Source organism: Shinella zoogloeoides, assembly GCF_033705735.1.
Taxonomy (GTDB): Bacteria; Pseudomonadota; Alphaproteobacteria; order Rhizobiales; family Rhizobiaceae; genus Shinella; species Shinella zoogloeoides_A.
This window is the reverse complement of record NZ_CP131130.1, coordinates 3,028,354-3,047,577: the sequence shown is the minus strand read 5'-3', so window position 1 is coordinate 3,047,577 and position 19,224 is coordinate 3,028,354. Positions and strand designations below refer to the sequence as shown.

21 protein-coding genes and 1 riboswitch are annotated in these 19,224 nt (G+C 65.1%); of the genes, 13 read left to right on the top strand and 8 right to left on the bottom strand.

Features of this window, described 5'->3' with window-relative positions:
- Positions 1-16: 16 nt before the first annotated feature.
- The 4 genes from ShzoTeo12_RS15150 to ShzoTeo12_RS15135 form a co-directional block, all read right to left on the bottom strand.
- A complete protein-coding gene (locus tag ShzoTeo12_RS15150) occupies positions 17-469 on the bottom strand; it encodes a GNAT family N-acetyltransferase (RefSeq protein WP_318910217.1) in 453 nt (150 codons plus the stop codon).
- 3 nt (positions 470-472) lie between these two features.
- Positions 473-1,396 carry a homoserine O-acetyltransferase MetA gene (metA, locus tag ShzoTeo12_RS15145; protein ID WP_119257792.1) on the bottom strand — a complete coding sequence of 308 codons (924 nt, stop codon included), beginning with the start codon at positions 1,394-1,396 and terminating at the stop codon, positions 473-475.
- Between the two features lie 59 nt (positions 1,397-1,455).
- Positions 1,456-1,533, bottom strand: a riboswitch (SAM riboswitch).
- A 180-nt stretch (positions 1,534-1,713) separates the two neighbouring features.
- Positions 1,714-3,540 carry an ABC-F family ATP-binding cassette domain-containing protein gene (locus ShzoTeo12_RS15140; protein WP_318910216.1) on the bottom strand — a complete coding sequence of 609 codons (1,827 nt, stop codon included), beginning with the start codon at positions 3,538-3,540 and terminating at the stop codon, positions 1,714-1,716.
- A gap of 3 nt (positions 3,541-3,543) precedes the next feature.
- The gene (locus ShzoTeo12_RS15135) at positions 3,544-4,209 is read right to left on the bottom strand and encodes a thiamine diphosphokinase (RefSeq protein ID WP_318910215.1); all 666 of its coding nucleotides are present in this window, start codon (positions 4,207-4,209) and stop codon (positions 3,544-3,546) included.
- Positions 4,210-4,427: 218 nt separating this feature from the next.
- Here ShzoTeo12_RS15135 and ShzoTeo12_RS15130 point away from each other — a divergent pair, with 218 nt between their 5' ends.
- The 3 genes from ShzoTeo12_RS15130 to ispG all read left to right on the top strand — a co-directional run bounded on the left by ShzoTeo12_RS15130 (position 4,428) and on the right by ispG (position 7,765).
- Complete coding sequence (locus ShzoTeo12_RS15130) at positions 4,428-5,198, top strand: DeoR/GlpR family DNA-binding transcription regulator (RefSeq protein WP_318910214.1); 771 nt, start codon at positions 4,428-4,430, stop codon at positions 5,196-5,198.
- A 27-nt stretch (positions 5,199-5,225) separates the two neighbouring features.
- Positions 5,226-6,419 (top strand): MFS transporter, encoded by a 1,194-nt coding sequence (locus tag ShzoTeo12_RS15125; protein WP_318910213.1) that lies wholly within the window; start codon positions 5,226-5,228, stop codon positions 6,417-6,419.
- A 92-nt stretch (positions 6,420-6,511) separates the two neighbouring features.
- Positions 6,512-7,765 (top strand): flavodoxin-dependent (E)-4-hydroxy-3-methylbut-2-enyl-diphosphate synthase, encoded by a 1,254-nt coding sequence (gene ispG / locus ShzoTeo12_RS15120; protein WP_318910212.1) that lies wholly within the window; start codon positions 6,512-6,514, stop codon positions 7,763-7,765.
- Here the strand turns inward: ispG and ShzoTeo12_RS15115 are convergent, their stop codons facing one another.
- The 3 genes from ShzoTeo12_RS15115 to ShzoTeo12_RS15105 form a co-directional block, all read right to left on the bottom strand.
- The gene (locus ShzoTeo12_RS15115) at positions 7,766-8,410 is read right to left on the bottom strand and encodes a LysE family translocator (protein ID WP_318910211.1); all 645 of its coding nucleotides are present in this window, start codon (positions 8,408-8,410) and stop codon (positions 7,766-7,768) included.
- 124 nt (positions 8,411-8,534) lie between these two features.
- Positions 8,535-9,590, bottom strand: coding sequence for a histidinol-phosphate transaminase (gene hisC / locus ShzoTeo12_RS15110; RefSeq protein WP_318910210.1), 1,056 nt, complete (start codon positions 9,588-9,590; stop codon positions 8,535-8,537).
- Positions 9,591-9,594: 4 nt separating this feature from the next.
- Positions 9,595-10,512, bottom strand: coding sequence for a farnesyl diphosphate synthase (locus tag ShzoTeo12_RS15105; protein ID WP_318910209.1), 918 nt, complete (start codon positions 10,510-10,512; stop codon positions 9,595-9,597).
- Between the two features lie 100 nt (positions 10,513-10,612).
- Between ShzoTeo12_RS15105 and mtgA the strand changes: the two genes are divergently transcribed.
- The 4 genes from mtgA (at position 10,613) to ShzoTeo12_RS15085 (ending at position 13,006) form a co-directional block, all read left to right on the top strand.
- A complete protein-coding gene (mtgA, locus tag ShzoTeo12_RS15100) occupies positions 10,613-11,395 on the top strand; it encodes a monofunctional biosynthetic peptidoglycan transglycosylase (protein ID WP_413251102.1) in 783 nt (260 codons plus the stop codon).
- A gap of 69 nt (positions 11,396-11,464) precedes the next feature.
- Entirely contained in the window at positions 11,465-12,112 is a 648-nt protein-coding gene (locus ShzoTeo12_RS15095) for a glutathione S-transferase family protein (protein ID WP_318910208.1), read from the top strand.
- 145 nt (positions 12,113-12,257) lie between these two features.
- A complete protein-coding gene (gene rpmF, locus ShzoTeo12_RS15090) occupies positions 12,258-12,443 on the top strand; it encodes a 50S ribosomal protein L32 (RefSeq protein WP_119257782.1) in 186 nt (61 codons plus the stop codon).
- Positions 12,444-12,598: 155 nt separating this feature from the next.
- Positions 12,599-13,006: a hypothetical protein gene (locus ShzoTeo12_RS15085; protein ID WP_119259039.1), complete on the top strand. Its 408-nt coding sequence runs from the start codon at positions 12,599-12,601 to the stop codon at positions 13,004-13,006.
- A 33-nt stretch (positions 13,007-13,039) separates the two neighbouring features.
- On the opposite strand, the gene phaR is transcribed toward ShzoTeo12_RS15085, so the two are convergent.
- Positions 13,040-13,618 (bottom strand): polyhydroxyalkanoate synthesis repressor PhaR, encoded by a 579-nt coding sequence (gene phaR / locus ShzoTeo12_RS15080; protein ID WP_119259038.1) that lies wholly within the window; start codon positions 13,616-13,618, stop codon positions 13,040-13,042.
- A gap of 292 nt (positions 13,619-13,910) precedes the next feature.
- Here phaR and ShzoTeo12_RS15075 point away from each other — a divergent pair, with 292 nt between their 5' ends.
- The 6 genes from ShzoTeo12_RS15075 (at position 13,911) to rlmN (ending at position 19,026) form a co-directional block, all read left to right on the top strand.
- Positions 13,911-15,092: an acetyl-CoA C-acetyltransferase gene (locus ShzoTeo12_RS15075; protein WP_313194764.1), complete on the top strand. Its 1,182-nt coding sequence runs from the start codon at positions 13,911-13,913 to the stop codon at positions 15,090-15,092.
- Between the two features lie 86 nt (positions 15,093-15,178).
- The gene (locus ShzoTeo12_RS15070) at positions 15,179-15,904 is read left to right on the top strand and encodes a beta-ketoacyl-ACP reductase (RefSeq protein ID WP_318910207.1); all 726 of its coding nucleotides are present in this window, start codon (positions 15,179-15,181) and stop codon (positions 15,902-15,904) included.
- A 69-nt stretch (positions 15,905-15,973) separates the two neighbouring features.
- Entirely contained in the window at positions 15,974-16,282 is a 309-nt protein-coding gene (locus ShzoTeo12_RS15065; RefSeq protein ID WP_318910206.1) for a 4a-hydroxytetrahydrobiopterin dehydratase, read from the top strand.
- Between the two features lie 87 nt (positions 16,283-16,369).
- The gene (locus ShzoTeo12_RS15060) at positions 16,370-16,759 is read left to right on the top strand and encodes a YkvA family protein (protein WP_119259034.1); all 390 of its coding nucleotides are present in this window, start codon (positions 16,370-16,372) and stop codon (positions 16,757-16,759) included.
- Between the two features lie 306 nt (positions 16,760-17,065).
- Positions 17,066-17,569: an invasion associated locus B family protein gene (locus tag ShzoTeo12_RS15055; RefSeq protein ID WP_119259033.1), complete on the top strand. Its 504-nt coding sequence runs from the start codon at positions 17,066-17,068 to the stop codon at positions 17,567-17,569.
- 227 nt (positions 17,570-17,796) lie between these two features.
- Entirely contained in the window at positions 17,797-19,026 is a 1,230-nt protein-coding gene (gene rlmN, locus ShzoTeo12_RS15050; RefSeq protein ID WP_413251153.1) for a 23S rRNA (adenine(2503)-C(2))-methyltransferase RlmN, read from the top strand.
- Positions 19,027-19,224 lie beyond the last annotated feature (198 nt).

Sequence of the window (19,224 nt, the reverse complement as noted above, 5' to 3'; positions counted from 1 at the left end):
ACTTTTTGATGCCGCCTCAGAAATTCTTCTGGTAGACGATGAAGGGCGTCTTGTCGGCGATGCGGTCGTAGAGCTTGCGGGCGGTGGCGTTGAAGTCCTGCGTCATCCAGTAGACCTCGGGCGCGCCCGCTTCCTCTGCCTTGGCATAGACGCCTTCGATCAGCGCCCGGCCGATGCCGCTGCCGCGCACCTCGGGATCGGCGAAGAGATCCTGCAGGTAGCAGATGCTGTTGATGGTCCAGCAGGAGCGGTGGAAGAGGTAATGCGCAAGGCCCACCGGCTTGCCGTCGAGCGTCGCCAGAAGGCCGCGATATTCGCCGTCCGCCGTCTCGCCCGTCAGCCGGGCGAAGGTGCTGGCGAAAATCTCCTCGGGCAGGACCGTCTCATAGAAGGCGAGATAGGCGGTCCACAGGCGCCGCCATTCGCCTTCATCATCCTTGTGCAGAGGGCGAACGACGACACGGCTCATGGGTCAGGCTCCTGTTCCGATTTTCTCGAGGTCGTAGGGCGTGGTCTGGTAGATCTCGTTGATCCAGTTGCCGAAGAGCAGGTGCGCATGGCCGCGCCAGCGGTTCTGCGGCGGCAGGGATGGATCGTTGTGCGGGAAATAGTTCTTCGGCAGCTTGATCGGCACGCCGGCCGAGACATCGCGGAAATATTCGTCGGCGAGCGAGGTCGAATCGTATTCGACATGGTTGAAGATATAGAGCCGGTTGCCGGCCTTCTCCTGGATGAGGCAGACGCCCGTCTCGTCGGAATCGAGCAGGATGTCGAGTTCCGCCACGCTTCGGATGTCCTCGATGCGGATCTCCGTCCAGCGCGAGACCGGAACCTCGAAATTGTCCGAGAAGCCGTTGAGATAGACCGACGAGGGTTTGCGGTTGTGGTGGCGGTAGACGCCGAAGGCCTTTTCCTCCAGCGTGTGCTTGGGCACGCCGTGGAAATGGTAGATCGCCGCCATGGCGCCCCAGCAGACGTTCAGCGTCGAATGGACGTTGGTCTCGGTCCAGTCGAGGATCTGCTTCATCTCGTCCCAATAGGTGACGTCCTCGTAGTCGAGGGTTTCCACCGGCGCGCCGGTGATGATGAAGCCGTCGAACTTGCGGTGCTTCACCTCCTCCCACGTATCGTAGAAGGCGAGGAGGTGCTCTTCCGAGGTGTTCTTGGCGCGGTGGCCGCCGACGCGAATGAGAGACAATTCGACCTGCAGCGGCGAGGCGCCGACGAGGCGCGCCATCTGCACTTCCGTCTTGATCTTGTTCGGCATGAGGTTGAGCAGCCCGATCTGCAGCGGGCGGATATCCTGCCGGATCGCCATCGTTTCGGTCATCACCCGCACGCCCTCGTTGACGAGGGTCTGGAAGGCGGGGAGCGTATCGGGAATCTTGATGGGCATGTTTCAACTCGATCCAAAACAAAACCGGCCGCAACGATGTCGCAACCGGTCCACGTAAGGCTCTTCCTCGCGCGGCCCTTTAGCGACTTGTTTAACGTGGCTGCAAGCCGGCCGGCCAAATCACCACGGGAATATTGATAACGCCACTGCGGGCGCGAATCAATCCGGCGGTCTCCAGTCTACCGGAGCCCGGCCGGGCGGGGAAAATCGGCGGCGCTTTTTCGTCTTCTGAAGAGACGTCGTGGTCCGTGGCGTGGGTGGTCGGGTCAAGCCCGACCATGACGGAGGAGAGGTTGGCGGATGAGCGCGCGGATGCCTCAGCCTTCCAGCTCTTCCCGCAGCATTTCCAGCTCCAGCCATTCCTCTTCCATCTTCGTCAGGCTGTCGCGCAGCTTCTCCATCTCGGCGGCGAGCTTGTTGAAGGTGGCGGGGTCCTTGGTGAAGAGGTTCGGGTCGGCCATCTTCGCCTCGCGGGCGGCGATTTCCTTTTCGGCCTTTTCCATTTCCTTCGGCAGGTTTTCGAGCGCGAATTTCTGCTTGTAGGAGAGCTTCGCCTTGCCCTTCGCGTCCGCGGAGGCAGCGGCAGGCGTGTCGGCGGCCTTGGCCTTTTCGGCCTTTTCCGCCTTGCGCTTCTCCTCGATCGCGCCGCGGCGCTGGGCCATCATGTCCGAATAGCCGCCGGCATATTCGATCCAGCGTCCATCCGGGCTTTCCGGATCGGCGGGCGCGATGGTGGAGGTGACGGTGCGGTCGAGGAAGTCGCGGTCGTGGCTGACGAGCAGCACCGTGCCGGCAAAGCCCGCGACGATCTCCTGAAGGAGGTCCAGCGTCTCGATATCGAGGTCGTTGGTGGGTTCGTCGAGGATGAGCAGGTTCGTCGGGCGCGAGAGGATGCGCGCCAGCATCAGCCGGGCGCGTTCGCCGCCCGAGAGGTTACGGATCGGCGTGCGGGACTGTTCCGGCTGGAAGAGGAATTCCTTCATGTAGCCGGTGACATGGCGCTGCTCGCCGTTGACCAGCAGCGTCTCGCCGCGCCCGTCGGTGAGGTAATGGGCGAGCGTGTCGTCGAGGTTGAGGTCCTCGCGGCGCTGGTCGAGCGTGGCGATCTCCAGGTTCGTGCCGAGCTTGACGGTGCCGCTGTCGGGTTCGAGCTGGCCGGTCAGCATCTTCAAGAGCGTCGTCTTGCCGGCGCCGTTCGGGCCGACGAGGCCGATGCAGTCGCCGCGATGCACGCGGATCGAGAAGGGGGCGACGATGGTGCGCTCGCCATAGGCCTTCGTGATCTTTTCCGCCTCGATGACCAGCTTGCCGGATTCCTGCGCGTCGGAGGCGCTGGCCTGTACCGAGCCCTGCGGGCCCTTGTGGCCGCGATAGCGGGCACGCAGGTCGTGCAGCGCGCCGAGGCGGCGCATGTTGCGCTTGCGGCGGGCCGTCACGCCGTAGCGCAGCCAGTGTTCCTCGCGCTCGATGGCCTTGCCGAGCTTGTGCTGCTCCAGTTCCTCGGCTTCCAGCACCTCGTCGCGCCAGGCCTCGAAATGGCCGAAGCCGCGATTGAGCCGGCGCGACTGGCCGCGATCGAGCCAGACGGTGGCGTTGGAGACCTTTTCGAGGAAGCGGCGGTCGTGCGAGATGACGACGAGGGCCGAGCGGGTCGATTGCAGCTCGCCTTCCAGCCATTCGATGGTGGGCAGGTCGAGATGGTTGGTCGGCTCGTCGAGGAGCAGGATGTCCGGCTCCGGCGCCATGACGCGGGCGAGCGCCGCCCGGCGCGCCTCGCCGCCGGAGAGCGACTTCGGGTCCTCGCTGCCGGAAAGGCCGAGATGTTCGAGCAGGTAGGTGACGCGATATGGGTCGTCGCTTGGCCCGAGGCCCGCTTCGGCATAGGCGGCGACCGTGTCGTAGCCGTCGAAATCGGGGGCCTGGTGCAGGTAGCGGATCGTCGCGGAGGGGTGGCGGAAGACCTCGCCGGACTGCGCCTCGGCAAGGCCGGCGGCGATCTTCATCAGCGTCGACTTGCCCGAGCCGTTGCGGCCGACGAGTGAGATACGGTCGCCGGGCTCCACCTGCAGGCTCGCGCCGGCAAGGAGCGGCGTGCCGCCGAAGCTGAGGAAGATGTCGTCGAGTTTGAGGATCGGCGGTGCCAAGGGTCAGGCTCCTGAAAGGTCATAGGGCCGGGCGATGAGGATCGCGCGGCCGGAGGCGAGCGAAAGGCGGATCGGGCCTTCCGCGACATTGGAAATGGTGCGGGACGCGCCGAAGGGCAATGTGAAATCGCTGAGCGGGTAACGTACATTGCCGAGCGAAAGGCCGGCGAGCGGAGAAAGGCCGAGCACGGAAAAGAGGCTGCCCTGCGGCAGGTCGATCTCGCGGCTGCCCGGCAGCAGCGGCCAGGCTTCCTCCTCGCCGGAGGTGAGCTTGATCGAAAAGCCCTCCTCTTCCAGCGAGACGGCGTGGATGAGGTGCATCAGCGCATGGTCGCTGCGTTCGCCGCCGAGCGCGCCGGCAAGCACGATGTTCTTCGCGCCCCGCTCCGCCGCGACGGAAACGGCGAGCGCGCCGTCGGTCTCGTTCTTGGCGGCGGGCCAGGGCTGGCGCTCTATGCCGGACCAGGCGGCCAGGAGTTCCGGCGGCGTGGAATCGAAATCGCCGACCCAGATTTCGGGCGTTAGGCCGAGCGCTGCGGCGTGCCGCATCCCGCCATCCGCGGCCACGACCCGGGCCCCGGCGACATCCGCGCGAAGACGCGGCGTCACGGCGAGCGCGCCGCCGAGAAGGACGACGAAAGTCTGGTCTGTGGGGGCCCGCTTGATCATGGCTGATGCCCTTAGCGCATGTTTTGGCGAAAGGGAAAGAATTTGCAGGCGGGCGGCCGCCGGCGCGATGAACCACGCGATGACCATTCTTTCTCATTATGCCATTCGAAGACTTGCCGGGCCGCATCCGCCTGCAACGAAACGTGACCTGCCTGTTCATTGACGATTTTGCCAATTCATGCGTATTGACGCGTAATCGTGCATGATTTGGTTTGGTGATGTCGGTACAGGATCTTCTTCTTGGCGAGCGGCAGGCGCTCATTCGCATGCGGCTCGACCTTTCGGGGCGGGTGATCGCGGCGGAGCTGGCGCAGGAGCTGGGCGTTTCCGAGGATACGATCCGGCGGGACCTGCGCGAGATGGCGGCGTCCGGGTTTTGCCAGCGGGTCTATGGCGGGGCGCTGCGGATTTCGCCGGCTTCGACCACGATGAACGAGCGCATGACTATCGGCGGCGCGCGCAAGGCGGCGCTGGCGCGGGCGGCGGCGACGCTGGTTCCCGCGGGCGCCACGGTCTTCCTCGATGCCGGCAGCACCAATCTTGCGCTCGCCCGCGCGCTGCCTGCCGGCCAAGGCCTGACGGTCGCCACCAATGCGCCGGCCATCGCCGCGGCGCTCCTGGAGCGCGATCTTACGACCATCCAGCTCGGCGGCCTGATCGACGCCCGCCTGGGTGCTGCGATCGGCGCCAAGGCGATGCGCGATGCCGAGGCGCTGCGCCCGGATATCCTCGTCCTCGGCGTCTGCGGCATCGATCCGGAGGCGGGCGTGACTGCCGGGAGCTTCGAGGAGGCGGAGTTCAAGCGTTTCCTCGCTTCGCGCAGCCGCACCGTGATGGTCGTGGCGACCAATGACAAGCTTTCCACCGCAGCCCCCTATTCGGTCGTGCCGCTTTCCCGCGTGGCGCAGGTCGTGATCGAGGCGGATGCGGACGACGAGGAGGCGGCTGCGCTGAAGGTGGCCGGCATCGAAACCCTGCGGGCCGGCTGAGTCCGGCGCAATCCCGAAAGACCTTCCATGACGACGTCCGAAACCGCCCTTGCCGGCAAATCCTTCACCGGGACCTATTTTCCGCCGACGCGGCTCGCCGTGTCGGGCCTCTTCCTGCTGAACGGCACCTTCGCCGGCGCCTGGGCGCCGAAGATTCCGGAATTCGCCGCGCGCTTCGGGCTGACGGAGGCCGGGCTCGGCCTGATGATCATGTGCTTCGGCATCGGCTCGCTGATCCTGATGCCGATCGCCGGCGTGCTGATCGCCCATTTCGGCACGACGCGCACGGTGAAGGGCGCGACGATCCTCTTCCTCACCACCATGCTGCTGCTGTCTGCCGCACCGACGATCCCGCTCGGCGCCATCGCCGTCTTCCTCTTCGGCGGGCTGATGGGCGGGATGGATGTCGCCATGAACGGCAATGCGGTCGAAGTGGAGAAATCCATGCGCCGGGCGATCATGTCGTCCTGCCATGCGTTCTGGAGCCTCGGCGCCTTCATCGGCGCGGCAACCGGCGGCTTTCTCATGGAGGCGCTCGGGGTGATGGGCCATGCTGCCCTGCTCACCGTCGCCGGGGCGGCGATGCTGGTTCTCGTCTGGCCGCGCATCCTGCACGATGCGCACCATCCGGGCGAGGAGCGCCAGAAGGTGCGCCTGCCGCTGACGCCGCTGCCCTGGCTGATCGGCCTGATGGCGCTGTTCTGCATGGTGCCGGAAGGGGCGATCCTCGACTGGGGCGCGCTCTACGTGCGCAACGAACTCGGCGCGTCGCTGGCGCTTTCGGGCTTCGCCTTCGGCACCTTCTCGCTGACCATGGCCGTCATGCGCTTTGCCGGCGATCATGTGCGCGACCGTTTCGGCGCGGTGAAGACGCTGCGCTTCTGCACGGTCATGGCGATCCTCGGCATGGTGGTGGCCGGCACGGCGCCGAACGCCTATGTGGCGATAGCCGGCTTCGCGCTCTGCGGCGTCGGCATTTCCAACATGGTGCCCATCGCCTTTTCCGCCGCCGGCAACCTGCCGGGCTATGCGCAGGGCGTGGCGCTGTCGGTCGCGACGGTCATGGGCTATTCCGGCTCGCTTTTCGCGCCCTCCTTCATCGGCTTCATCGCCGAGCATGTCGGTTTCGCGATGATCTTCACGCTCCTGCCGCTCCTCTTCATCGTCGTGCTGGCGCTCTCGCACCACGCGGTGCATGCGGACGTGCGCGAGCGGCACTGAAATCGCCCTGACGGTTGACAAGCCACATTTCCTGATCCACCTGAGGGCAAAGGTCGCGCCCGCGCGGCCGCTTTCGAGCAAGAGGCTCCAAAATGTCCTTTTCCTTCGATTTTGAACCGAAGCCGCGGCGCGTGTCCGTCGGCGTCGATGTCGGCGGCGTGCTCGTCGGCGGCGGGGCGCCCGTCGTCGTCCAGTCGATGACGAACACGGACACGGCCGATGTGGATGCGACGGTGGCGCAGGTTGCCGCCCTTCACCGGGCCGGCTCCGAGATCGTGCGCATCACGGTCGACCGCGACGAGAGCGCGGCGGCGGTGCCGAAGATCCGCGAGCGACTGCTGCGTCTCGGCCTGGATGTGCCGCTCGTCGGCGACTTCCACTATATCGGCCACAAGCTGCTGGCCGATCACCCGGCCTGCGCCGAGGCGCTGGCGAAGTACCGCATCAATCCCGGCAATGTCGGTTTCAAGGACAAGAAGGACCGCCAGTTCGCCGCCATCGTCGAAACGGCGATCCGCCACGACAAGCCGGTGCGTATCGGCGTCAACTGGGGCTCGCTCGACCAGGAGCTCCTGACCCGGCTGATGGACGAGAACCAGGACAGGGGTTTCCCGCTCACCGCCCAGCAGGTGATGCGCGAGGCGATCTGCCAGTCGGCGCTGCTCTCGGCCGAGCTTGCCGAGGAGATCGGCCTGCCGCGCGACCACATCATCCTGTCGGCCAAGGTCTCCAACGTGCAGGACCTCATCGCCGTCTATGCGATGCTGTCGGCCCGCTCCGACCATGCGCTGCATCTCGGCCTGACGGAGGCCGGCATGGGTACCAAGGGCGTGGTCGCCTCCTCGGCCTCGCTCGGCATCCTCATGCAGCAGGGCATCGGCGACACGATCCGCATCTCGCTGACGCCCGAGCCCGGCGGCGACCGCACGCGCGAGGTGCAGGTGGCGCAGGAGCTGCTGCAGGTCATGGGCTTCCGCCAGTTCATCCCCGTCGTCGCCGCATGTCCCGGCTGCGGACGCACGACCTCGACGGTCTTCCAGGAGCTGGCGCAGAAAATCCAGGACGACATCCGCAAGAACATGCCGGTCTGGCGTGAGAAATATCCGGGTGTCGAGGGCCTCAAGGTCGCCGTCATGGGCTGCATCGTCAACGGGCCGGGCGAGAGCAAGCATGCCGATATCGGCATCTCGCTGCCGGGCACCGGAGAACTCCCCATCGCGCCCGTCTATGTCGACGGCAAGAAGGCGATGACGCTGCGCGGCACCGATATCGCCGGCGAATTCGAGGCGCTGGTCAACGACTATATCGAGAAGCGTTACGGGCAGGGCCAGGCGGCGGCCGAGTAGTTACAGGCGCGTCGTCAGCAGCTTGAAGCCGGCAAAGGCGAAGAAGGCGGCCATCACGCCTTCGATGCCGCGGCGCGCCTTCAGGTAGGCGCGGTGGACCGGGCCGAGCGAAAACACCAGCGCGAAGCCGAGGAAGACGCAGACCCCCATCACCATGCAGCCGGCGATGAAGGTTGCCATGACGCCGCCCGGCGCACCCGGCGGCATGCCGAGCGATGTCAGCATGATCCAGTTGAAGATCGCCTTGGGATTGGTGAGGTGGATGCCGAGGCCCTTGAGATACTGCCGCCGCGGCGAAAGCGCCGGCAGGGCCGCCATCTGCGCGCGATAGGTCTCCTCGCTCTTGCGGGCCGCGCGATAGGCATTCCAGGCAAGCCACAGCAGATAGCAACCGCCGACGATCTTCAGCACGATAATCGCTTCGCCATAGGTGCGGATGAGGGCGGAGAGGCCCGATGCCGTGAGGATCGCCCAGATATAGGAACCCGTCAGCACGCCGGATGCCAGTGTCAAGCCGGCGCGCCGGCCCTGGCTGATGGACGTCGCGATGATGGCGATGATCGCCGGGCCGGGTGAGGCGGTGGCGATGAAATAGGCCGTCCACGCGACGGCAAGCTGGGGCAGGTAGGGTGTAAGATCGGTCATGGGCCACCGCTGAATGTCGGTGGACGATAACGGAGCGTTTCGCACGCTCCAAGCCGGAGAATTGCACCACATGTCCCCCTTCCAGCCGCCGGGCCGGAAGGGGGCGCTGTCGCGGTTTGCGATCCTAGAGGATGTCTTCCAGCGCTGCGATCAGCCGGTCGCATTCCTCGGGCGTGCCGATGGTGATGCGCAGGAAATCCGAGATGCGGGGCTTGGCGAAATGGCGCACCAGAACGGCGCGCTCGCGCAGACTTTTTGCAAGCGCCTCGCCGCTGTGGTCTGGATGGCGGGCAAAGACGAAATTCGCCTGCGAGGGCAGCACCTCGAAGCCGCGCTGGCGCAGCGCGCCCGTCACCCGCTCGCGGGACTCGATGACCTTGCCGCGCGTCGCGTCGAACCATTCGCGATCGTCGATGGCGGCGGTCGCGCCGGCCTGGGCCACGCGGTCGAGCGGATAGGAGTTGAAGCTGTCCTTCACGCGCTCCAGCGCATCGATCAGCGGGCGCTGGCCGATGGCGTAGCCGACGCGAAGGCCCGCCAGCGAACGGGACTTGGAGAGCGTGTGGACGACGAGGAGGTTGTCGTATTTCTTCGTCAGCGGGATCGCGCTCTCGCCGCCGAAATCGATATAGGCCTCGTCGATCACCACCGGCTGGTCCGGGTGCGCGGCGACGAGCTTTTCGATGGCAGCGAGCGGCAGGCCGATGCCGGTCGGCGCGTTGGGGTTCGGCAGGATGATCGCGCCAGCGGGGTGATCGTAGTCCGCAAGATCGATGGTGAAATCGTCCTTCAGCGCAACCTCGACCGACTCGATGCCGAAGAGGCGGCAATAGGTCGGGTAGAAGCTGTAGGTGATGTCGGGGTAGAGCAGCGGCTGCTCATGCTTGAGGAGGGCGACGAAGGCGTGCGCCAGCACCTCGTCCGAGCCGTTGCCGACGAAGACCTCGTCGGCTTCCACGCCGTAGAAGCGGGCGATGGACTGGCGCAGCGCCAGTGCGCTGGGATCCGGGTAGAGCTTCAGGCTGTCGGCGACGGCGGCCTGCATGGCGGCGATGGCCTTGGGCGAGGGGCCGTAGGGGTTTTCGTTGGTGTTGAGCTTGATGAGGTTGGGAATGCGCGGCTGCTCGCCTGCGACATAGGGCTTGAGCGTGGCGACGATCGGCGACCAGAATTTGCTCATGACGTCAGTTCCTGCGATTGGCGATGAAATGGGCGGTTTCGACGAGGATTCCGGCCCGATGGCTGAACGGCGCAAGAAGCGCCTCGGCCTCCGTGACAAGTTCCTTCAGGCGATTTTCCGCCCATGCCTGGCCGCGGCGGGAAACGAGCGTGGCCTTGCCGCGTTCGGCGTCCTTGCCGGTCGCCTTGCCCATGGTTTGCGCATCGGCGGTGAGGTCGAGCAGGTCGTCGGCGATCTGGAAGGCGAGGCCCACCGTCTCGCCGTAGCGGCGCAGCGTGGCGCGGTCCTCCGCCGAGGCGCCGGCGATGATGGCGCCGGCCTCGCAGGCAAAGCGCAGCAGCGCGCCGGTCTTCATGGCTTGCAGCGTCACGATGCCGTCCTCGTCGGGAGCCTGCTTTTCAGCCGCAAGGTCCAGCACCTGTCCGCCGGCCATGCCGCCGATGCCGGCGGCGCGGGCGAGCGCCAGCACCAGCGCCGTCTTGGTGGCGTCGGGCAGGCGTGTTTCGGGCGCGGCGACGATGTCGAAGGCGAGCGTCAGAAGGCTATCGCCGGCAAGGATGGCCAAGGCCTCGTCGAAGGCGATGTGCACGGTCGGCTGGCCGCGGCGAAGGTCGTCGTCGTCCATTGCCGGCAGGTCGTCATGGACGAGCGAGTAGCAATGGATGCATTCGAGCGCCGCGCCGATGCGCAAGGTCGCCTCGCGCTCGACATTGGGGAAGAGCGCGGCGGACTCGACGACGAGGAAGGGACGCAGCCGCTTGCCGCCGTTCAGCACGCCATGGCGCATGGCGGCCAGCAGGCGTTCCGGCCGGGCGATCTCGCCGGCCTCAATCTCGGCCGAGAGCAGTCGTTCGAGAAGGGCTTCCACCGCCTCGGCATTGCTCTTGAGAAGGGACTGGAATTCCTGGTGACGTTCGCTCATCGCCGCTCTTTGGCATGGGCTCCCCGGCGAAGCAACGGGAATGCCGGGACGGCGGCAAAGAATCGCGGCCCGGCGCTGGTTTTTGCCGAGCCGGGACGGTATGAAGGCGCAACGCGGGATGGATGGGCGCCGGCACTTGGACATCGTACCGGAAACACGGACGGACATGGAGGTTGAAACCGGTGAGAGGGACGGCTGGATGAGCCGGCTTCGCCGGAGCAGGCGCCGACTTGTCCTCGCCGTTGTGGCCCTGATCGCGCTGCCCTATGCGCTGATCCTCCTCTATACGCTCGCCTTCGTCCACCCCGTCTCCACGCTGATGCTGCGCGACCTCGTGCTGCTGCGCGGCTACGACCGGCAATGGGTTTCCTTCGAGGATATCTCGCCCAATCTCGTTCAGGCGGTGATGATGTCGGAGGACGGGCAGTTCTGCCGCCATTCCGGCGTCGACTGGGGCGAGATGCGCGCCGTGGTGAACGAGGCGCTGGCCGGCGAGCAGACGCGCGGGGCGAGCACCATCCCCATGCAGACGGCGAAGAACCTCTTCCTGTGGAACGGCCGCTCCTTCCTGCGCAAGGCGATGGAGGTGCCGCTGGCGGTGGCGGCGGATTTCGTCTGGAGCAAGCGGCGGCTGATGGAGATCTATCTCAACATCGCCGAATGGGGGCCGGGCATCTACGGCATCGAGGCGGCGGCGCAGCACCATTTCAACGTGCCGGCCGCAAAGCTCTCGCGCCGGCAGGCCTCGCTTCTCGCCGTCTCGCTGCCCAACCCCTACGAGCGCAATGCCGGCAAGCCGGGCCGCGGCCTGCAGCGGCTGGCGCGGCTGATCGAGCATCGCGCAAACCGTTCCGGCGAATACATCAAGTGCCTTTATGAGTGAGTTCAGGGCTTTTCATTGGCGCTCGCGGTCCTGGGCGCCTAGGGTCCAGCCCGCTTAAAGGAGCCTGAAATGACAGACCTCGTCCTCTATGTCGGCAACAAGAACTACTCCTCCTGGTCCTTCCGGCCCTGGATCGCCATGGCGGCGGCGGGCGTGCCGTTCACCGACCGGGTGATCCCGTTCGATTTCGCCGCCGGCAACCCGGAAATCCGCAAGGTCTCGCCGACGGGCCGGGTGCCCCTGCTGCAGCACGGCGACGTCAAGGTCTGGGAATCGCTCGCCATCATCGAATATGTCGCCGAGCTCTTTCCGGATGCCGGCATCTGGCCGCAGGACCGGGTGGCGCGCGCCGAGGCGCGGGCGATCTCGATGGAAATGCTCTCCGGCTTCCGTGCGTTGCGCAATGCCTGCCCGATGAACATCCGCCGCACGCCCGGCAGCATCGACCTTGCCGACGGCGTGACGGAGGACGTCGCCCGCATCGAGACGATCTGGAAGGACGCGCTGGCGCGCTCGGGCGGGCCGTTCCTGTTCGGCAGCTTCTCGGCGGCCGACGCGATGTATGCGCCGGTGGTCAACCGGCTGGAGATTTATCGCCTGACGCGGGACGAGACGATCCTTGCCTATATGGCGCGCATGAAGGCGCATCCGGCCTGGCAGAGGTGGCAGGCGGCGGCGCTCGCCGAGCCCTGGATCGTGCCGGAAGACGAGGTCTGACGGCGGAGTCGAAAAAATCCGCACGGGGACTGGTCAAGCAGGGTTTTGCCATGTATAAGCCGGCCCAATTTCCGAGAAAAAGGCATGTCCTGTCGCCCATCCGGTGCCGTAGGGATGTGTTTGCCCGATAAGTGGAGTTAGTCAAATGGCTGTACCGAAAAGAAAAACGACCCCGTCCAAGCGCGGTATGCGCCGTTCCGCAGACGCTCTGAAGGGTTCGACCTACGTGGAAGACAAGAACTCGGGCGAACTGCGCCGTCCGCACCACATCGACCTGAAGACCGGCATGTACCGCGGTCGCCAGGTTCTGACGCCGAAGGAAAGCGCATAATCCGCTTTTCCGGCATCAGCCGAGATCAAGGCCCGGGAAACCGGGCCTTTTCTTTTGCGCCGCTTTTGCGGGCGACATTTTCTTGAGCCGATTCTTCGGCTAAGACGACCGGACGGGCTGGCCACGCCGGCGCAGCCGTAGGAGACCGTCGCCCCATGCTTCTGGCCATACCGCTGCTGATCATTCCCTTCGCCCTCTACAACCTCGCCATGACCGGCCTCTTCGGCAATGGCGGCGTTGCCGTGCTCGACAGCGAGGTGATGGCGGTCAACATGCTGTCCGGCACGACATGGACCATGGCCTTCGGCGACCTTCTCATCCTGATCGCGCTCGTGCTGCTCTTCGTGGAGATCCTGAAGGCCACGCGGCCGGGCTCGCGGGCCCTTCTCGACCACATGCTCTCGATGGTGCTGTTCGTGGTGTTCCTGGTCGAGTTCCTGCTGGTGCAGGGCGCGGCGACGCAGATCTTCTTCATCCTGATGACCATCTGCTTCATCGACGTCATCGCGGGCTTTGCGGTCTCGATCCGCACGGCGAGCCGCGACCTTTCGATCGGGCTCTGACGGCGCGGGAAGCCCCGCGCCGGTCAAATTTCATCAGCCGAGATTGTCGAGCTTGGTCTGGAGCGCGCGAAGCTGCTCCTTGAGCTCGTCGAGGTCCTTGGCTTCCGCCTTGCGGGTTTCCTTGGGCGGCGTCGCATTGGCGAAGGGCGAGAACATCTTCATCGCTTGCTGGAACATCTCCGTATTGCGCCGCACCGTCTCCTCGACGATCTGCATCGGCACCTGCAGGTTCTTGCCGAGCGGCGTGTCGCCGAAGGTCTTGTTGATCTGCTCGCGCATCTGCGTCTGCTGTTCCGTGAAGGCCTGCATGGAGTGCTCGAGATAGCTCGGCACCACCATCTGCATCTGGTCTCCGTAGTAGGAGATGAGCTGGCGCAGGAAGGAGATGGGCAGCAGCGTGTTGCCCGTCTTGGATTCCTGCTCGAAGATGATCTGGGTCAGCACGGAATGGGTGATGTCCTCGCCGGACTTGGCGTCCTGCACGGTGAAGTCCTCACCCTTCTTCACCATGACCGCAAGATCGTCGAGAGTGACATAGGTGCTCGTGCCGGTGTTGTAGAGGCGGCGGTTCGCGTATTTCTTGATGACGATCTGACCGTCGTTCCTGGCCATTAGGGTCTCCTCATCCCCGTATTCCTGTTTCTTTTTTGGTTCCGGCGAGTATCGGCAAAAAGCAGCGCCGTGACAATCGAATTGTGCGATGCGGCGAGCAATGCTGCGCAACATGGATTTTCATGCTGCACCCCGCCTTCCATGAAATTTTAGCGGCATCGGATATCCCGTTTGACTCTCCTGTCTCGCTTTGCCAGTTTTGATTTCGGGAGAACCGCCGGGCTCGCGCCGTTCGTGCGCCGGCCCGGTTCCAAGGCCGGCCGCATGGCCGTCAGAACTGAGGAATCATACCATGAGCACCCCGTCCATCGTCATCGCCAGCGCCGCCCGCACCGCGGTCGGTTCCTTCAACGGAGCCTTCGCCAACACGCCCGCCCACGAACTGGGCGCGACCGTGATCTCGGCGGTTCTGGAGCGCGCGGGCGTGGCAGTGGGCGAGGTGAACGAGGTGATCCTCGGCCAGGTGCTGCCGGCCGGCGAAGGCCAGAACCCGGCCCGCCAGGCCGCCATGAAGGCCGGCCTGCCGCAGGAAGCCACCGCCTGGGGCATGAACCAGCTCTGCGGCTCGGGCCTGCGCGCCGTCGCGCTCGGCATGCAGCAGATCGCCACGGGCGATGCGAGCATCATCGTCGCCGGCGGCATGGAATCCATGTCCATGGCGCCGCATTGCGCGCATCTGCGCGGCGGCGTGAAGATGGGCGACTTCAAGATGATCGACACGATGATCAAGGACGGCCTGACGGATGCCTTCTACGGCTACCACATGGGCATCACCGCCGAGAACGTCGCCAAGCAGTGGCAGCTCTCGCGCGACGAGCAGGACACCTTCGCCGTCGCCTCGCAGAACAAGGCCGAGGCCGCCCAGAAGGAGGGCCGCTTCAGGGACGAGATCGTCCCCTTCATCGTCAAGACCCGCAAGGGTGACGTGACGGTCGACGCCGATGAATATATCCGCCACGGCGCGACGCTCGAATCCATGGCCAAGCTGCGCCCGGCCTTCGACAAGGAGGGCACGGTGACGGCGGCCAACGCCTCCGGTCTCAACGACGGCGCGGCCGCCGCCCTTCTCATGAGCGAAGCGGAAGCCTCGCGCCGCGGCATCCAGCCGCTCGCCCGCATCGTCTCCTGGGCGACGGCCGGCGTCGATCCGAAGATCATGGGCACGGGCCCGATCCCGGCCTCCCGCAAGGCGCTCGAAAGGGCCGGCTGGAAGATCGGCGACCTCGACCTCGTCGAGGCCAACGAAGCCTTCGCGGCCCAGGCCTGCGCCGTCAACAAGGATCTCGGCTGGGATCCGTCCATCGTCAACGTCAACGGCGGCGCCATCGCCATCGGTCACCCGATCGGTGCGTCCGGCGCCCGCATCCTCAACACGCTCCTCTTCGAGATGAAGCGCCGCGGCGCCTCGAAGGGGCTTGCCACGCTGTGCATCGGCGGCGGCATGGGCGTGGCGATGTGCGTTGAGCGCATGTAAGCATCCGCTTGCAAGTTGCTTTGCCATGACCCGCCGCCGGCGGGGCGACGGGTCGACTCATAAAACAGCCAAGGGGAGTGAGCCACATGAGCAGGGTAGCATTGGTTACGGGAGGATCGCGGGGCATCGGCGCAGCCATTTCGGTCGCGCTGAAGGCCGCGGGATACAAGGTGGCTGCGAACTACGCCGGCAACGACGATGCCGCCAACGCCTTCAAGGCGGAAACGGGCATCCCGGTCTACAAATGGGATGTCTCGAGCTACGAATCCTGCGCGGAGGGGATCGCAAGGGTCGAGGCCGATATCGGCCCGGTCGACGTGCTCGTCAACAATGCGGGCATCACCCGCGACGCCATGTTCCACAAGATGACGCCCGACCAGTGGGGCGCCGTCGTCAACACCAACCTCACCGGCCTCTTCAACATGACCCATCCGGTGTGGTCGGGCATGCGCGACCGCAATTTCGGGCGCGTCATCAACATCTCCTCGATCAACGGCCAGAAGGGCCAGATGGGCCAGGCGAACTATTCCGCCGCCAAGGCCGGCGATCTCGGCTTCACCAAGGCACTGGCGCAGGAGGGCGCGGCCAAGGGCATCACCGTCAACGCGATTTGCCCCGGCTATATCGGCACGGAGATGGTGCGCGCCATCCCCGAGAAGGTGCTGAACGAGCGGATCATCCCGCTCATTCCCGTCGGGCGCCTCGGCGAGCCGGAGGAGATCGCCCGCGTGGTCGTCTTCCTCGCCTCGGACGATGCCGGCTTCATCACCGGCTCGACCATTTCGGCGAATGGCGGCCAGTTCTTCGTCTGACGCCTGCCAAACCGGAACACGGCGCCTTCGGGCGCCGTTTCCATGTCGATCGGCGAAGGAGAACGTGCGATGAAACAGGAAAAGCTCGGCGAGGCGGCGATTTCCGAGGCGCTGGCATCGCTTGACGGCTGGACGCGCTCGGACGATGGCATCGCCATCGAGAAGCGCTTCAAATTCCGCAATTTCCGCGAGGCCTTCGGCTTCATGACCGAGGGGGCGCTGGCGGCGGAGAAGTTCAATCATCATCCCGAATGGTTCAACGTCTATAACCGCGTCGAGGTGCGGCTCACCAACCACGACGCGGGTGGTCTGACGGAGCTCGATTTCAAGCTCGCCTCGGCGATGGAGGCGGCGGCCGCGCTTCGCACGAAGAGTTGAAGGGACGTTATCGCATTCCCATATGAATTCCGCCGGACGATTTTCCACCCGTTCGAGGCCGGCATCGCCACCTGAAGGAGGCCCTGCATGGATGACGTGAAGATCGGTGAAATCCTCCTGCCCGGAGACGAGGCCGAACAGGAGCGCCAGAGCGAGCGCGTCCGGAAGCGGTTCTGGCCGGTGCTCAAGCGCGCGATGCGCTACGTGCCATTTTCCCGCGATCTCGTCGCATCCTACTATTGCGCGCTCGATCCCCGCACGCCGACGAAGGTCCGCGGCATCCTGCTCGCCGCGCTCGCCTATTTCGTCCTGCCGCTCGACGGCATCCCGGATTTCTTCGTGCTCGTCGGCTTTTCCGACGACATCGCCGTGCTGACGGCGGCCTTTGCGGCGATCCGCGGCCATATTCGCGAGGACCATTATGCCGCCGCCGACAAGGCGCTTGCGGACGAGCCGGACATGCAACCCGCGGGTTAGGCGGGCTTGTCCGATTCGGGTCAAATTCTTGCCCTATTCCTTGTGCCTTTAGGCCTTTCGACGGGTTCTATCTCACCAAATCGGGACTGGGCACGCCCGCTTTCCGCAGGAAGGCAGCGGCGGAGATTCGACGCAATCTTGTCCCGGTGCGGCGCTGATGGCCTTCTTAAAATGAGCGTATGTTGACGGTTTGGTAACCTGAATTAAGTCAAAATAAATCAAATCGTCATCATGCGTGGCCGACACCGGTATCGAAGGCTCGGGCTTTCGGCCGGAAATCAATGGCAAGACAACCGGCAGGAAAACATGTTCGTAAGAAAGCTCGCAACCGCACTCGCCCTCGTTCTTATGACCGCAGGCGTTGCCTCGGCCCAGACGCCGACGCGCATTCAGCAGTTCAATGCCTGGGGCGCCTATTCCTATCAGGCAAAGGGCGGCAAGGTCTGCTACGTCCTTTCCGTTCCCAAGGAGAAGAACCCCGCCGGCGTCGACCATGGCGACGTGTTCTTCCTCGTCTCGCAGCGCCCGGGCCAGAACATCAGCTACGAGCCGCAGGCGATGATGGGCTATCCGCTGCAGGAAAACTCCAAGGTCAATGTCGTGATCGACAACCGCACCTTCGTCATGTTCACGAAGGGCAATTCGGCCTGGGTGGAGAACGCCGCCGAGGAGCCGGCGCTCGTGGCGGCCATGAAGGGCGGCAAGTCGATGACGGTGCAGGCCAAGTCGCGCCGCGGCACCGGCACCTCCTATTCCTATTCGCTCTCCGGCATCTCGGCGGCGCTGAAGCAGATCGAGGGCTGCCGCTGATCGCGGCGCTTTCTTCCCGATACGAAGGGCCGGCAGAAATGCCGGCCCTTTGCTTTTGCAGGACAGGTGACTTTCCGCCAGAACAATGCTAAAGGGCCCGCAACTGGGCCTCCGCCGCACCTGTCGGCGCCGAAAGGCCCGCTGAACTTCAGTCGAGCATGGACCGCTTGCGGCGCAGGAAGCCTGCGCAGGCGCTTCCTGTTCTTGAGGATGACCCGATGGCAAGCATGGACTTTCTCAACACGGCCGAGCCCGTCAAGGCGCCGGTCGTCCGCAACATCCCGGCCGCCGAAAAGCCGACGCTGATCGGCCTTTCGCGCGAGGATATGGGTCGCGCGCTCGTCGAGAAGGGCGTTGCCGAGCGGCAGGTGAAGATGCGCGTCAGCCAGCTCTGGCACTGGCTCTATGTGCGCGGCGTCTCCGATTTCGACGACATGACGAATGTCTCGAAGGACATGCGCGAAATGCTGAAGACGCATTTCACCATCGCCCGTCCCGAGATCGTCGACGAGCAGATCTCCAATGACGGCACGCGCAAGTGGCTGATGCGCTTTCCCGCGCGCGGCGCCGGCCGGCCGGTCGAGATCGAAACCGTCTACATTCCCGAGGAAGGGCGCGGCACGCTCTGCATTTCCAGCCAGGTCGGCTGCACGCTCACCTGTTCCTTCTGCCACACCGGCACGCAGAAGCTGGTGCGCAACCTGACGGCCGAGGAAATCCTCTCGCAGCTGCTGCTCGCCCGCGACCGGCTCGGCGACTTCCCGGACCGCGACACGCCGGCCGGCGCCATCGTGCCGGCGGAAGGCCGCAAGGTCTCCAATATCGTCATGATGGGCATGGGCGAGCCGCTCTACAATTTCGAGAGCGTCAAGACGGCGCTCCTCATCGCCACCGACGGCGACGGTCTGTCGCTCTCCAAGCGCCGCGTCACGCTGTCGACCTCCGGCATCGTGCCGGAAATCTACCGCACCGGCTCGGAGATCGGCGTCATGCTGGCGATCTCGCTGCATGCGGTGCGCGACGAGCTGCGCGACATGCTGGTGCCGATCAACAAGAAGTATCCGCTGAAGGAGCTGCTCGACGCCTGCCGCGCCTATCCGAGCCTGTCGAACGCGCGGCGCATCACCTTCGAATATGTGATGCTGAAGGACGTCAACGACACGCTGGAGGACGCCAAGCTGCTGGTGCAGCTCCTCAAGGGCATTCCGGCGAAGATCAACCTCATCCCCTTCAATCCCTGGCCGGGCACGAACTACCAGTGTTCTGACTGGGAGCAGATCGAGCGTTTTGCCGACTTCATCAACCAGGCCGGCTACGCCTCGCCGATCCGCACCCCGCGCGGCCGCGACATTCTCGCCGCCTGCGGCCAGCTCAAGTCGGAATCCGAGCGCATGCGCAAGGTCGAGCGCATGGCCTTCGAGGCGATGATGATCGTCGGCCACGGCGAGGACGACTGAGGGCGCCCCTCATCCGCCTGCCGGCGCCTTCTCCCCGGCGGGAGAAGGGGGCTTGCGGCGGCGGTGGTTTCTTTCTTCCCTCGGGGAGAAGGTGGCCCGAAAGGGCCGGATGAGGGGGCATGCCTCCCGGCTTGGCTCCGAGCGCACCCTCCATCAGAAAATATGATCGGCCCAACCGATTCCAAGAATTGATTTGAA